Source organism: Ensifer sp., from assembly GCF_035999135.1.
Taxonomy (GTDB): domain Bacteria; phylum Pseudomonadota; class Alphaproteobacteria; order Rhizobiales; family Rhizobiaceae; genus Ensifer.
The window spans coordinates 1-14,146 of record NZ_DASYGZ010000200.1 but is presented as its reverse complement, the minus strand read 5'-3'; the positions used below and the strand labels follow the sequence as shown (position 1 = coordinate 14,146).

Below are 14,146 nucleotides of genomic sequence, written 5' to 3'. Positions count from 1 at the left end.
GCGGCCTCCTCGTTGATGCCTTCTCGGCAACAATCCGATCTTGAATTGGAAATATCAAGATCGATGTCGATAAGCGACATTGGTTTCGATGCTGGAAGCGACGGGCCGCAAGCCGGCTGAGACGCGCTTTGAACCGGGGCCAGGCGAATGGATATCAACACGATCACGTCGGTGAGGCGACCACGCACGCGGGGCGAACTCTGGCCGTTTCAGGATGGTGACGCCTGGCTCGGTGGCGGAACCTGGCTGTTTTCCGAGCCACAGCCGAAACTCGGCCGCCTGATCGACCTTTCGAAACTGGACTGGCCTTCGCTGACGGTGAGCGATCAGGGGCTCTCGATTGCGGCGACCTGCCGAGTGGCGACGCTGGATGCTTTCGAGCCGCCGCCCGCCTGGCCGGCCGCGCGCCTGATCGGCAGTTGCTGCCGCGCCTTTCTCGCGTCCTTCAAGATCTGGAACATGGCGACCGTCGGCGGCAATCTCTGCATGTCGCTTCCGGCAGGGCCGATGATTTCGCTGACGGCAGCGCTGGACGGCATCTGCACCGTCTGGTCGGCCGACGGCTCCGAGAGGACCGTGCCGGTCGTCGACTTCGTCAAAGGGCCGCTCGACAATGCGCTCAGACCCGGTGAAATCCTGCGCCGCATCGACCTTCCCTGGGAGGCGCTCACGCGCCGGACTGCATTTCGCCGGGCGAGCCTCACGCCGCTTGGCCGCTCGGGCGTGCTCCTGATCGGCAGCCTCGCCGCCAGCGGCGCATTCGCGCTCACCGTGACGGCCTCGACCCGCCGTCCCGTGCAACTCGCTTTCAAGGGGTGCCCGACAGCCGCGGACCTGTCTCAGCGCCTTGAGACATCCATTCCCGACGCGTTCTACTACGACGATCTCCACGGTCGCCCCGACTGGCGTCGGCACATGACACAACTGTTTGCCGAGGAGATCCGGCAGGAACTTGGGGGACGGCCATGAGCTATCTGGTCAACGGCAAGGAACATGGCGCGGAACCGCGTCCAGGCCAATGCCTGCGCACCTTCCTGCGCGACCTCGGCTGCTTCGGCGTCAAGAAGGGATGCGATGCCGGCGACTGTGGCGCCTGCACCGTGCATCTCGACGGTCGTCCCGTTCACAGTTGCCTCGTGCCGGCGTTTCGCGCCGAGGGGCTGGAGGTCACGACGGTTGAAGGGCTCGGGTCGCCGGATCATCTGCACCCGGTGCAGCAGGCCTTTCTCGATGCGCAAGGGTTCCAGTGCGGCTTCTGCACGGCGGGGCTGATCATGACGACGGCGGCCCTTGACCAGGGGCAGCGCCGCGACCTGCCGGCGGCGCTCAAAGGCAATCTCTGCCGTTGCACCGGCTACCGCGCCATTGCCGACGCGATCGAGGGCGTAAAACATATCGAGCGCGTCGAGCCGGGCCAGGCATGCGGACGCAATCTGCCGGCGCCGGCTGGTCCGTTCGTCGTCACCGGCCGCGCGCGCTACACGATGGATGTCGCGTCGGTCGGCGATCTTGCCGGCCTCACGCACATGAAGATCCTGCGCTCGCCGCATCCCTCCGCCCGCATCCTCTCGATCGACACGCGCGCAGCCCTCGCTTTGCCGGGCGTCGTCGCCGTGCTGACCCATGAGGATGCGCCCGACCGTTATTTTTCCACCGCACGCCACGAGATGTATACCGACGATCCCGACGACACGCTGGTGCTTGATCGGACCCTTCGCCATATCGGCCAGCGCGTGGCCGCGGTGGTGGCCGAAAGCGAGGCGGTTGCCGAGGCCGGTTGCAGGCTGATCGCCGTCGAGTACCAGCTTTTGCCGGCGGTCTACGATCCTGAGCAGGCGATGGCGCCGGGTGCACCTGTTGTCCACGACAAGCCGCTGTCGTCCCGCATCGCCGATCCGCAAGCCAACATCGTCGCCGAACTGCATGGGCACATCGGCGATGTTGAGGCCGGTTTTGCCGAAGCGGACGCGATCCACGAAGGGACCTATCGGATCCAGCGCGTGCAGCACGCGCATCTCGAAACCCATGGCGCCATCGGCTGGCTCGACGGCGACGGCCGGCTCAACATGCGCACCAGCACCCAGGTGCCGTTTCTCACCCGCGATGCGCTCTGCACACTCTACGATCTGCCGAAGGACAAGGTACGCGTCTTCGCCGAACGGGTGGGCGGCGGCTTCGGCGGCAAGCAGGAGATGATCACCGAAGACATCGTGGCGCTGGCGGTGTTTAAGAGCGGTCGCCCGGTGAAACTCGAATATACCCGCACCGAACAGTTTTCAGCCTCGACCAGCCGGCACCCGATGACGATCTCGGTGAAGGTCGGGGCGACGCGCGAAGGCCGGCTGACGGCGATCGCGATGCGTTTGCTCTCGAACACCGGCGCCTACGGCAATCACGGACCGGGCGTCATGTATCACGGCTCCGGCGAATGCATCGCGCTCTATCGCTGCCCGAACAAGAAGGTCGATTCCTTTGCCGTCTATACCAACGAGATGCCGAGCGGCGCCTTCCGGGGCTACGGCCTCAGCCAGAGCAATTTCGCGGTGGAATCGGCGCTGGATGAACTGGCGCGGCAGATCGGCATGGACCCGATCGCGTTCCGGCGGCTGAACGTCGTCGTTCCCGGCGACGCCATGACGTCTGCCGACGAGGGGCCGCACGATGTCGAATATGGCAGCTACGGGCTCGACCAGTGCCTGGACAGGGTGGAGGCAGCCCTCGCCGATGGCGGGCCGTCGGATCTCTCTGACGACTGGCTGGTGGGGCGTGGGGTCGCGGCCGGAATGATCGACACGATCCCGCCGCGCGGGCACCGGGCCGAGAGCCGGGTGACGCTTCTTTCCGACGGCTCCTACGAGCTGAAGACGGGAACCGCCGAATTCGGCAACGGCACGACCACGGTGCATTGCCAGATCGTTGCCTCACTGCTCGGCACGACGCTCCAACATGTGCGCATCAAACAATCGGACACCGACCACATCTCGCACGACACCGGCGCCTTTGGCAGCACCGGAACGGTCGTTGCCGGATCGGCGACGCGGGAGGCGGCGGAAGACCTTGCCGGCGCCATTCTCGATTTCGCCGCTTCGCTCGCCGGGGTCCGGCGATCCGATTGCGCGCTCGGTGAAGGCATCGTCGTTGCGAAAGGGCGCCCGATCGCCTTGTCGCAACTGGCTGCGTCTGCGCGTGAAGCGGGCGTCAAGCTGTCGGGGCAGGGGCGAAGCGGCGGCACGCCCCGTTCGGTGGCCTTCAACGTTCAGGCGTTCGAGGTCGCCATCCATCGCCGCTACGGCGAGATCCGTATCCTGCGCTCGATCCATGCGGCCGACGCTGGCACGGTGATGAACCCGATGCAGTGCCGTGGCCAGGTCGAGGGCGGCGTCGCCCAGGCGATCGGGGCGGCGCTCTACGAAGATCTGATGATCGACGGGGAGGGCAGGATTTCCAACCCGACGTTTCGCGGCTACCACATTCCGGCATTTGCCGACATTCCGCGCACCGAGGTCTATTTCGCCGACACCTACGACCGGATCGGTCCGCTTGGCGCCAAATCGATGAGCGAAAGCCCCTACAACCCCGTGGCCGCCGCCCTTGGCAACGCCATCCGGGATGCGATCGGCGTCCGCCTGTACGCAACGCCCTTCAAGGCGGACCGGCTTTACAAGCTGGTTGCCAAGAATGCGCAAGACGCCGGGCGGCCTGCAGTTCGCGCATATGAACCCGCTGAGTGATTGGACCGACGCGTCTTGAGGAGAGCGGCGATGGCAAAGACCACGGCATCGTGGGGACAGTTCGACGATTATGTCGTGGACTTCGCACTTGAACGGAGCCGTTCCGGCGAAAAGGTCGCGATCGTGACGCTCGTCGAGATCGAGGGATCGTCACCACGGCCGCTCGGCGCTCAGATGGCGGTTTCGGAGACAGGAGACTGGACCGGCTATCTGTCCGGCGGCTGCGTCGAGCGGGCCGTCGTCGCCGAGGCGGTCGCTGCGATCGAGCGGCACGAAAACCGTCGCATCCGCTATGGGCGCGGGTCGAAATACTTCGATATCCAGTTGCCATGCGGCAGTGCCATCGAGCTGGTGTTCGACGTGGAGATCTCGCGCCGCGCGCTCGAAGCGATCGATACAAGGCTGCATCGCCGGCTGCCGGCGGCAATGCGCATCCCGTCCGCCGATGCCGCGATGACCCGGATCTACGCGCCGCGGGCGCGCCTTGTCGTCCTCGGGACCGGGCCTTCGGCCGTACAGCTCTGTCGCCTCGGCTTCGTCACCGGCTTCGAAGTCGTCCTCTTTTCGCCGGACCGGCAGACGCGCGAGGAAGTTCTGAAGTTTGCCGGCATCGAGGTCGTTCCGATCCTGAGCCCGCAAAGCCTGCCCGAGGTTCACGCCGATCGGCACACGGCCATCGCGGTGATGTTTCACGATCACGAATGGGAAACCAACCTGCTGCCGTGCATCGTCGGAACCGATGCGTTCTACATCGGCGCGATGGGAAGCCGGAAAACCCATGCGCAACGGCTTGAAAGGCTGGCGCGGGCGGGCGTGACGCAAGGCGATCGCGATCGTATTCGCGGACCGGCCGGTCTGTTTGAGAGCGGAAAAAGCGCATCGACGATCGCGCTGTCGGTCCTGGCCGAGATCATGCAGACCAATGCTGCGGTCAATGGCGGCGACGCGCTTTTTCTGGAAAACCGCCCGGTGCCAATGATGCGAGCCGCCGATGCCGAGGGTTCGAGGACGAGCCCGTGGCGAATACCTCAGAGCGGTCTTGTCTGAGACGCTCTAGAGGTTTTCCTTGAGCAGGACCTCGATGCGGATCTTGTCCTGTCCGGAATGGGGCTCGCGCGCGTCGGCGCGAGCGCGCATGATGCGGATCGCGCTCCTGACCGCATGTCCCGGGTCCTGGGCAATGACCGCATCGATACGCTCGTCGCGCAGGCCGCCTTCGCTGAACGGCGTGCGTTCGTGGACCACCACCGTGAGCGGTCGCAGATCGGTGAAGGCCGCCGCGCCCTCGAGCGGAATGCGGGCTTCCGAGCTCAACACGTAGATCGAGACAATATCCTGATTTCGCTCAAGGATTCTTCTGAGGATCTGAGCCGCCCTGCGCTCGTCACCATGGGTCTCGACCGAGGGAAGACACTGCAGATCGGGAAAGCGCGAATTGATGATGTTGTCGAAGCCGAAGCGGCGCTGGATGCTGTCGAGCGACTGCATCGTCTCGGCCACCACCAGCACCTTTCCGGCCCTCGGTCCGACAAAGCGGCCGATGATTTTTGCAGCTGTCGCCCCGGCGGCGAAGTTGTCGACGCCGACGAAATCGGCCGTCGGAAGCTTTTCCTGCCCGGACAGAAATTGCACGAACTTGATGCCGCGTTCGATCAGTCGGCCGATCGCGTCGCGCACCTGCGGTGATTCCGGGGCCATCAGGGCAACGCCGTCGACCTCGTTTTCATCTATCTCGGACAGGTATCTCGCAACCCTGTGCGGATCATCGATCGGGATCTGGACGACGTCGAGATCCACAAGGTCGCCCTTCATGATCCCGCGCGCGTCGTCCACCCGGTGGATCAGTTCCGCGAGGTAAAGATCACCGGTCGTGGGCAGAATGAAGCGGAACCGGTAGCTCTTGTTGCGGGCAAGGCTGACGGCAGCCGGATTTCGAATGAACCCAATTTTTTCAATGGTTTCGTTGACTTTCCGAACGGCCTTCTCGCTCACGTTCGGACGGTCGTTCAAGACGCGGTCGACGGTTGCGAGGCTTAACCCCGCCGCCTCAGCAAGATCTTTGGCTGTCGGCCGCATGCGGAACTCCTGATGTCATCACCCACAATCTACTCCATCAAAACCGTTCGGAAATCAAGAATTGATGTGCGCACCTCAAAAATCGCTTGCACTGAGGTGCGCACCTCAGTTATGAATCATTCAGCGAAAGACGCAGGCTCTGAATGAGGTCGTGCGCACCGCTAGTGCCAAGAGGATTTCAGGTACGCCAACCGCCCGGCTCGGGCGTTTTCCTTCCGATGGAGGTCGGGAGGTACAAGGGGAGGAGAACCCAATGATGAAGCAGATGCTTTTAAGCTCCGCAGCCGTGATCGGAGCGTATTTCGCCGTTTCGGCTACCGCCGCCACCCATGTTCAGGCCGCGGAACTGACCCTTTGCTGGGCCGCCTGGGATCCGGCCAACGCGCTGGTCGAGCTCAGCAAGGATTTCGAGGCCAAGAGCGGCAACACGATGAAGTTCGAGTTCGTGCCGTGGCCGAACTTCGCCGACCGGATGCTGAACGAGCTGAACTCCGGCGGCAAGCTGTGCGATCTGATGATCGGCGACAGCCAGTGGATCGGCGGCGCCGCTGAAAACGGTCAGTACATCAAGCTCAATGATTTCTTCGACAAGGAAGGAATCAAGATGGACGACTTCATCCCGGCGACCGTCGTTGGCTATGCCGAGTGGCCGAAGAACACGCCGAACTACTGGGCGCTGCCGGCCTTCGGCGACGTGGTCGGCTGGACCTATCGCAAGGACTGGTTCTCACGCCCCGAGCTGCAGGCGGAGTTCAAACAGAAATACGGCCGTGATCTCGCCGTGCCGAAGACCTTTGCCGAACTCAAGGACATTGCCGAGTTCTTCCAGGGTCGCAACATCGACGGCAAGACGGTCTATGGCGCCGCGATCTATACGGAGCGCGGCTCGGAAGGCATCACCATGGGGGTGATGGACGTGCTGTACTCGTTCGGTTTCGAGTATGGAAACCCGAAGAAGGCCTATGAGCTCGACGGTTTCGTCAACTCGCCGGACGCGGTCAAGGGGCTGGAATTCTACAAGGCGCTCTACGACTGCTGCACGCCTCCTGGCCATTCCGACGCCTACATGTCGGAGGACATCGACGCCTACAAGTCCGGCCAGGTCGCGCTGCAGATGAACTTCGCCTTCACCTGGCCCGGCATTCATGTCGACGCCAATGTCGGCGGCGACAAGTCAGGCTACTTCCCGAACCCGGCCGGTCCGACCGGCATCCAGTTCGCCCAGCTCGGCGGGCAGGGGATTTCGGTCGTTGCGGCGTCGGACAAGCAGAAGGAAGCGCTTGATTACATCAAGTGGTTCGCGCAGCCCGAGATCCAGAAGAAGTGGTGGTCGCTCGGCGGTTATTCTGCATTGCGCTCGGTCGTCGAGGATCCGGGCTTTGCGACGAGCCAGCCCTATGCACAGACCTTCCTCGATTCCATGGCGATCGTGAAGGATTTTTGGGCGGAACCTTCCTATGCGTCGCTGCTCCAGGCTTCCCAGAAGCGCTTCCACGACTATGTGGTAGCTAAACAGGGCACGGCGCAGGATGCGCTTAACGGTCTCTCCGAGGACTGGAAGGCCATCTTCGAGGACGAAGGCAAGTACTGACGCTTGAGCGCCGCCGCCTCCCGGCGGACAGCGTCCGTGCAGGGCCGGTCCCGAACCGGTTCCGGCCCTGCACGCCATCGTCTCAGTGCCCAAGGGGAATAGCATGCTCCATTCATCGATCGATCGCGCTGCGCACGCGACGCCGCCGGCGGTTGCGCAACGGGTCAAGGGCTTGTCGGACCGCGCAATCGCCTGGATTTTCGTCGCTCCCTCCATCGTGCTTCTGCTCGCCATCAACATTTTCCCGCTGATCTGGACGATCCGGCTGAGCTTCACCAATTTTCGCGTCAATCGCCCCAATGCCGAAGTCTCGTTCGTCGGACTGAAGAACTACATCAGCATCCTGACCGACGCAGACATCTGGCAGACGATGCAGGCGACGGCCCATTTTCTGATCTGGACGATCATCCTTCAGGTCCTGATCGGCTTCTCGCTGGCCTACCTGATCAACAAGAAGTTTCGCGGCAACGACCTCTGGACGACGATCATCGTCCTGCCGATGATGTTGAGCCCCGCCGTCGTCGGCAATTTCTGGACCTTCCTCTACCAGCCACAGATCGGTCTCTTCAATTATGCCGTCGGCTTCCTGACGGGTGCCGACCCTTCGAGCTTCTCGATGATCGGCGATACGTCGCTTGCGCCCTGGGCCATCATCATCGTCGATACCTGGATGTGGACTCCGTTCGTGATGCTGATCTGCCTGGCCGGCCTGCGCTCCATTCCGAGCAGCATCTATGAGGCGGCCGAATGCGACCGCGCCAGCAGCTGGCGGCAGTTCTGGACGATCACCATCCCAATGGTGCTGCCGTTCCTGATGCTGGCCATCCTTTTCCGCGGCATCGAGAACTTCAAGATGTTCGACCTGGTCGTGCAGCTGACGGGTGGCGGGCCTGGCTCGATCACCGAGCTGACCTCGATCAACCTGAAGCGTGAAGCCTTCGAGAAATGGCGGACCGGCTATGCTTCCGCCTATGCGGTGATCCTCTTTGTCACCGTCTTCGGCCTTGCGTCGATCTATGTCAAAGCCCTGAACAAGGTGAAACAGAGATGAGCAGCTTTTCTGTTACGGAGCCATCCGCCCGGCAGAAGTGGTTCGCCGGCGCCCTGGTCGTGCTCTATGCCGTCATTACCATTCTGCCGCTTCTCTGGATCATCGGGACGAGCTTCAAGTCTCCCTCGGATGCGATCGCCTACCCGCCGAAGACCTTCTTCCAGCCGACGCTCGAGGGCTATGTGAACCTGTTCACGACCCGCACGCGCGTCACCGACGAGCAATTGAAGGAAATGGGCGAGCCGACCACCTGGTACGACAGGCTGGTGCGCAAGGACGGGCTGATCATTGCCGGCCCGTCGCGCTTCTCCGAGCGCTTCTACAATTCCGTCATCATCGGCTTCGGATCGACTGTTCTGTGCATCGTGCTCGGGACGGCGGCAGCCTACGCGTTCTCGCGCTTCAAGGTGCCGCTCAAGGACGATCTCCTGTTTTTCATCCTCTCCACCCGGATGATGCCGCCGATCGCAGTCGCGATCCCGATCTTCCTGATGTTCCGCTCGCTCGGGCTCAACGACACCCATGCCGGCATGATCCTGCTTTACACGGCGGTGAACCTGTCGCTGTCGGTGTGGTTGCTCAAAGGCTTCATCGACGAGATCCCGATCGAATATGAAGAAGCGGCGCTGATCGACGGCTACACGCGGTTCCAGGCCTTCTACAAGGTAGTGCTGCCGCAGGCGGCGACCGGCATCGCATCGACCGCGATCTTCTGCCTGATCTTCGCGTGGAACGAATACGCCTTCGCCGTGCTCCTGACATCCGGAACCGCCCAGACTGCGCCGCCATTCATCCCGACGATCATCGGCGTCGGTGGCCAGGACTGGCCGGCGGTCGCAGCCGGGGCCACCCTCTTCCTCGTGCCGGTCATGGTGTTCACCATCCTCCTTCGCAAGCACCTGTTGCGCGGCATTACCTTTGGAGCGGTTCGAAAATGACAGCTTTCCTCAGCCAGTTGCTTCGCCTTCGCCGCGGCGCTTGGGAAATGGTCGCATCGGTCCTGATCGCGCTCGGCGTGGTCATGCTGATGCAGCCGCTATCGCTCACGCTCTATTCCTTCTCCTTCCTCGTGACGCTGACCGGAACCGTGATGTTCATCATCGTCAGCCATTTTCCGGAGTAGCCGATGGCACAGATCAGAATAGAGAACGTGCGCAAGGAGTTCGGGGCGTTCACCGCCGTCCAGTCCTCGACGTTCACGGTCGAGGACGGCGAGTTCTTCATGCTGCTCGGTCCATCCGGATGCGGCAAGACCACGACGCTGCGCATGATGGCCGGGCTTGAACTGCCCACAAGCGGCCGGATCTACATCGGCGGCGAGGAAGTCGGGATGAAGCGGGCGCGTGAGCGCGACATTGCCTTCGTCTTCCAGATGTTTGCGCTCTATCCGCATATGAACGTGCGCAAGAACATCTCCTATCCGCTGGTCAGCCAGGGGATGAAGAAGGCGGAGGTCGCCACGCGCGTTGCGGAGGTCGCGAAGATCCTGAGGATCGAGAACATTCTCGACAAGCCGGTCGGCGGGCTCTCCGGCGGCGACCGGCAGCGTGTCGCGCTTGGCCGCGCGATCGTCCGCAACCCGAAGGCCTTCTTCATGGACGAACCGCTTGGGGCGCTTGATGCGGAGTTCCGCGAACACATGGCCGGAGAGCTGCGCGCGCTGCACGACCGCATGGGCGCGACCACTGTCTACGTCACCCACGACCAGCTGGAAGCGATGCAGATGGGCGACAAGATCGTCGTCATGAACCATGGCGTGACGGAACAATTCGGCCGTCCGCAGCAGATCTATGACTGGCCGGCGACCAAGTTCGTCGCGAGATTCATCGGCTCGCCGCCGATGAACTTCCTGGAGTTCGACGGCATGATCGGCATTGGCGGCGACAGCATCGATCTCTCGGGAAAGACGGTGAAGGTGCCGGCATCCCGTGAGGGCCGGGCCGGCACGCTGACGCTCGGGGTAAGGCCCGAACACGTCCGTTTCAACGACGATTCCACCTATCGCGGCCGCGTCATCGCGGTCGAATATCTCGGAACGACGCAGATCGTCACGCTCGATACGCCGAACGGCGAACTGAAAGCCCGCACGCCGTCGAGCCAGGCTGCCCGCACCGACGAGCTCATCGGCCTTGATTTCGATGCCCGGACGCTGACGCTCTTCAATGCCGAAACGGGCCGCGCTCTCCTCTCCGAAGCCAATGAAGGAGTGCTGCGCCGTGGCTGAAGTCATCTTGCGAAATGTGACCAAGACATTTGCCGGTCACCCGGCCCTCGACGATGTCTCGATGACGATACCGAACGGGTCGTTCGTCGTCCTTCTCGGTCCGACCGGGGCTGGCAAAACGACGACGTTGCGCATGGTGTCGGGCCTGGATCGCCCCGATAGCGGCGAGATCTATATCGGCGGCATGTCCATGCAGGGACTGACACCGGCGCAGCGCAACGTGGCGATGGTGTTCCAGCAATACTCGCTCTATCCGCATCTGTCGGTTCGCCAGAACCTGGAATTTCCGCTGAAGTCCCCGCTTTTGAAGACGCCGCAGAAGGCGATTGACGAGAAGGTCAACGCGATCGCCGAAGTGCTGCAGATCTCGCACAAGCTCGACAACAAGGCGACCGCCCTGTCCGGCGGCGAGATGCAGCGCGTGTCGATCGGGCGGGCGCTCGTGCGCAACCCGCAGATCTACCTGATGGACGAACCCTTGAGTTCGCTCGACGCCAAGCTGCGGGCGGATCTGCGCGTCGAGCTGAAGAACATCCAGGCAAAGTCGGGCGCGACGCTGCTCTATGTCACGCACGACCAGATCGAGGCAATGACGATGGCGACCCATATCGGCGTGCTCGAGGAGGGGCGGCTCGTGCAGTTCGGCTCGCCGCGCGAAATCTACGAGCAGCCCGTCAGCGTCTATGCCGCAAGTCGTCTCGGCCAGCCGCGGATCAATGTCCTGCCTGCGAGCCTTTTTCCAGGCGCGCCGCAGAAGGCAAAATCGATCGGCCTTCGCCCCGAGCACATCGTCCAGGGCGAAGGCGAAGACGCGCTTGTCACGCGGGTCGAGCATCTGGGCGACCAGACCCGTCTTCACCTGTCGTTCAGGCACCACGATCTCGTGACGGTCACGGACCCGCAAACGCGGTTCCGCGGCGGCGAGACCATCAAGATCCAGCCAAACAAGCCGCTCTTTTTCGATGCGGCCGGAATGCGTATCGTTTAGGGAGGCGAGCATGAACCAGTTCATCAACCGCAAGGAAAATGCGGTGACCGAGGCCATCGATGGGGTTCTTGCCGCATCCGGCGGCGCGCTCAGTCGCCTCGATGGATATCCGCACATTCGCGTCGTGATCCGCTCCGATTGGGACAAGGCCGAGGGCAAGGTTGCGCTGGTCTCCGGCGGGGGATCGGGACACGAGCCCGCCCATATCGGCTTTGTCGGCAAGGGCATGCTGACGGCCGCAGTGTGCGGCGACGTGTTCGCGTCCCCCAGCGTCGATGCGATCCTTGCCGGCATTCTCGCGGTCACCGGACCGGCCGGCTGCCTGTTGATCGTCAAGAACTATACCGGTGACAGGCTGAACTTTGGGCTGGCAGCCGAGCGCGCCCGCGCCTATGGCCTCAACGTCGGCATGGTCATCGTCGATGACGACATCGCGTTGCCCGAGCTTCCGCAGCCGCGTGGCGTTGCCGGCACCCTGTTCGTCCACAAGATTGCCGGCGCGCTCGCCCAAAGGGGCGCCGATCTCGAAACGATTGCCGCCGCTGCGCGCAAGGTCATATCGCGCACCAGCACCATCGGCATGTCGCTCGACACCTGCACTGTCCCCGGTTCTCCAAAGGAGCACCGCATCCCGGAAGGTCACGCCGAGCTCGGGCTTGGAATCCACGGTGAGGCCGGCGTCGAGCAGATCGAATATTCCGACGCGAACCATGCGGTTGCCGCCATGGTCGGACGGCTGCAGGCCGCCATGGAAGACAGGCCGCATGTCGCGCTCGTCAACAATCTGGGCGGCACGTCGATCCTGGAAATGTCGGTTCTAGCGCATGCGCTTGTCGGTTCCGCGATCGGCGACAGGATCGCCCATGTGGTCGGGCCTGCCGCGATGATGACGTCGCTCGACATGCGCGGCTTCTCGATATCGGTGCTTCCGGCCGACAAGGTTGAACTCGAGCTTCTGGCGGCGCCCGTCTCCCTTCCGGCCTGGCCGGGGATCACGGCGGTCAAGCCGGTATCGGTCGTCGCCTTGCCTGACGGCTTGACCCCGATCGCGCCGCTGCCGTCGCGGCACGAGCCGACGCGAGAGTTCCTTCTGGCCTGCTGCCACCTGTTGATCAGTGCGGAGCAGGACCTGAACGCGCTCGACGCCAAATCCGGGGACGGGGACACCGGCTCGACGCTTGCAGGCGCCGCGCGGGCGCTGATCGACGCTCTGGACCGATTGCCGCTTTCCGATCACACGCAGCTCTTCCGTGCCATCGGGCAGGAGTTGAGCCAGACCATGGGTGGATCCTCCGGGGTCCTCCTCGCCATCTTTTTCGCCGCGGCGGGAGATGGCGCCTCCAGCGGGCTGTCGATCGGGGAGGCCCTGAAGGCTGGACTGGCGCGGATGCAGGAAATCGGCGGCGCCCGGATCGGCGATCGCACCATGGTTGACGCACTGTCACCGGCGCTGGATGCGCTCGACACAAGCATGGCTGCGGCGGCAGATGCCGCCCGCGCAGGTGCAGATCTGACGGCAACGCTGGTGCGGGCAAAGGCGGGCCGCGCGGCCTATATCAACGCCAAGCAGCTTGAGGGGCATATCGATCCGGGGGCAGAAGCCGTCGCGCGTCTGTTCGAGCATCTCGCACGGCATCCAGCCCTTGATGCGCCTCAACCGAGGGCCGCGACAGCCGGATGACGCGGGATTGTCGACCGGAAACGAAACGCCCCGGTCAGGCCGGGGCGTTTTGCTTGGGTTGTGTTTGCGGATGGTGGCGCGAGGGTCAGAGCGGACGGCTCTCGTAGCCGGCAGCCTTGAGGGCATCGGCGATCGGACCTACGCCCGCCATGGACTCGACGCTGACTTCGCGGTTGCCGAGATCGACCTTGATCGTCGCCTGCGGGTCGACGCTCAGGATCGCCTTCTGCACCGAGCCGGCGCAATGTCCGCAGGTCATGTTGTCGATCTTCAGGTTCTGCATGCTTGTCTCCTTCGTTTGGTTGTGAGAGAAACATGGCGTTTCCCACCGTTGGAAGGTCAATAGGCCATTTCAACATATTTTATCGCGGCTTCGCATGGCCTCGCTCCCGGTGGAAAACGATCGAAGCGCGCCGTTTCGGCCCGCGGATATTCTTCGAAAAATTTGAAAGTCTTTCATCGTCGATCCCGGGAATGGACGGCTAGCGGTCCGGCTCCGGACGTCGCACAATCCCAAGGCTGTGCAAAAGGCACTCGCATCGTCCGAAAGAGGGCGGACGATCGCCAGCCGGCACGAAGCCTTAAGCCAAGTGATCGCTCAGGATAGTTCCGGGCGTTCGTAATGCACTGGTCGGGAACTGGAGGAGACGGTTTCCCGCCCATTGTCGTTCGGCTGCGTCGTGGTGACGCCGCCAAGGGAGGAAAGATGTTTGAACGACTATTCAAGCTGAAAGAGCATCAGACGACGGCGCGCACCGAGGTGATCGCCGGTATCACGACATTCCTGACGATGTCCTACATCAT

Annotated in this window: 12 protein-coding genes; 10 read left to right on the top strand and 2 right to left on the bottom strand. The window is 63.0% G+C overall.

The genetic code is table 11. The features are described 5' to 3' along the window. Positions 1-147: 147 nt before the first annotated feature. The 3 genes from VGO12_RS26060 to VGO12_RS26050 are packed head-to-tail and all read left to right on the top strand — an operon-like array spanning position 148 to position 4,778. On the top strand, positions 148-969 hold the full coding sequence (locus tag VGO12_RS26060; protein WP_327515618.1) for an FAD binding domain-containing protein: 822 nt from the start codon (positions 148-150) through the stop codon (positions 967-969). After that, on the top strand, positions 966-3,731 hold the full coding sequence (locus VGO12_RS26055; protein WP_327515617.1) for a molybdopterin-dependent oxidoreductase: 2,766 nt from the start codon (positions 966-968) through the stop codon (positions 3,729-3,731). Before VGO12_RS26060 ends, VGO12_RS26055 begins: the two co-directional genes overlap by 4 nt. A 30-nt stretch (positions 3,732-3,761) precedes the next feature. Beyond that, positions 3,762-4,778, top strand: a complete 1,017-nt coding sequence (locus VGO12_RS26050) for an XdhC family protein (RefSeq protein WP_327515616.1) — start codon at positions 3,762-3,764, stop codon at positions 4,776-4,778. Between the two features lie 6 nt (positions 4,779-4,784). Here VGO12_RS26050 and VGO12_RS26045 read toward each other — a convergent pair whose 3' ends face one another. Beyond that, complete coding sequence (locus VGO12_RS26045) at positions 4,785-5,807, bottom strand: LacI family DNA-binding transcriptional regulator (RefSeq protein ID WP_327515615.1); 1,023 nt, start codon at positions 5,805-5,807, stop codon at positions 4,785-4,787. Between the two features lie 256 nt (positions 5,808-6,063). Between VGO12_RS26045 and VGO12_RS26040 the strand changes: the two genes are divergently transcribed. The 7 genes from VGO12_RS26040 to VGO12_RS26010 all read left to right on the top strand — a co-directional run bounded on the left by VGO12_RS26040 (position 6,064) and on the right by VGO12_RS26010 (position 13,342). After that, on the top strand, positions 6,064-7,398 hold the full coding sequence (locus VGO12_RS26040) for an ABC transporter substrate-binding protein (RefSeq protein ID WP_327515708.1): 1,335 nt from the start codon (positions 6,064-6,066) through the stop codon (positions 7,396-7,398). A gap of 103 nt (positions 7,399-7,501) precedes the next feature. Beyond that, positions 7,502-8,449, top strand: coding sequence for a sugar ABC transporter permease (locus VGO12_RS26035; RefSeq protein ID WP_327515614.1), 948 nt, complete (start codon positions 7,502-7,504; stop codon positions 8,447-8,449). Further along, positions 8,446-9,387 carry a carbohydrate ABC transporter permease gene (locus VGO12_RS26030; protein WP_327515613.1) on the top strand — a complete coding sequence of 314 codons (942 nt, stop codon included), beginning with the start codon at positions 8,446-8,448 and terminating at the stop codon, positions 9,385-9,387. The genes VGO12_RS26035 and VGO12_RS26030 overlap by 4 nt, the downstream gene beginning before the upstream one ends. After that, positions 9,384-9,572 (top strand): hypothetical protein, encoded by a 189-nt coding sequence (locus tag VGO12_RS26025; RefSeq protein ID WP_327515612.1) that lies wholly within the window; start codon positions 9,384-9,386, stop codon positions 9,570-9,572. Before VGO12_RS26030 ends, VGO12_RS26025 begins: the two co-directional genes overlap by 4 nt. Before the next feature lie 3 nt (positions 9,573-9,575). After that, positions 9,576-10,673, top strand: a complete 1,098-nt coding sequence (locus VGO12_RS26020) for an ABC transporter ATP-binding protein (RefSeq protein ID WP_327515611.1) — start codon at positions 9,576-9,578, stop codon at positions 10,671-10,673. Continuing rightward, the gene (locus VGO12_RS26015) at positions 10,666-11,661 is read left to right on the top strand and encodes an ABC transporter ATP-binding protein (protein WP_327515610.1); all 996 of its coding nucleotides are present in this window, start codon (positions 10,666-10,668) and stop codon (positions 11,659-11,661) included. The genes VGO12_RS26020 and VGO12_RS26015 overlap by 8 nt, the downstream gene beginning before the upstream one ends. 10 nt (positions 11,662-11,671) lie before the next feature. Beyond that, positions 11,672-13,342, top strand: a complete 1,671-nt coding sequence (locus tag VGO12_RS26010; RefSeq protein WP_327515609.1) for a dihydroxyacetone kinase subunit DhaK — start codon at positions 11,672-11,674, stop codon at positions 13,340-13,342. 85 nt (positions 13,343-13,427) lie between these two features. On the opposite strand, the gene VGO12_RS26005 is transcribed toward VGO12_RS26010, so the two are convergent. Then, a complete protein-coding gene (locus VGO12_RS26005; RefSeq protein WP_327515608.1) occupies positions 13,428-13,625 on the bottom strand; it encodes a heavy-metal-associated domain-containing protein in 198 nt (65 codons plus the stop codon). Positions 13,626-14,146: the final 521 nt, after the last annotated feature.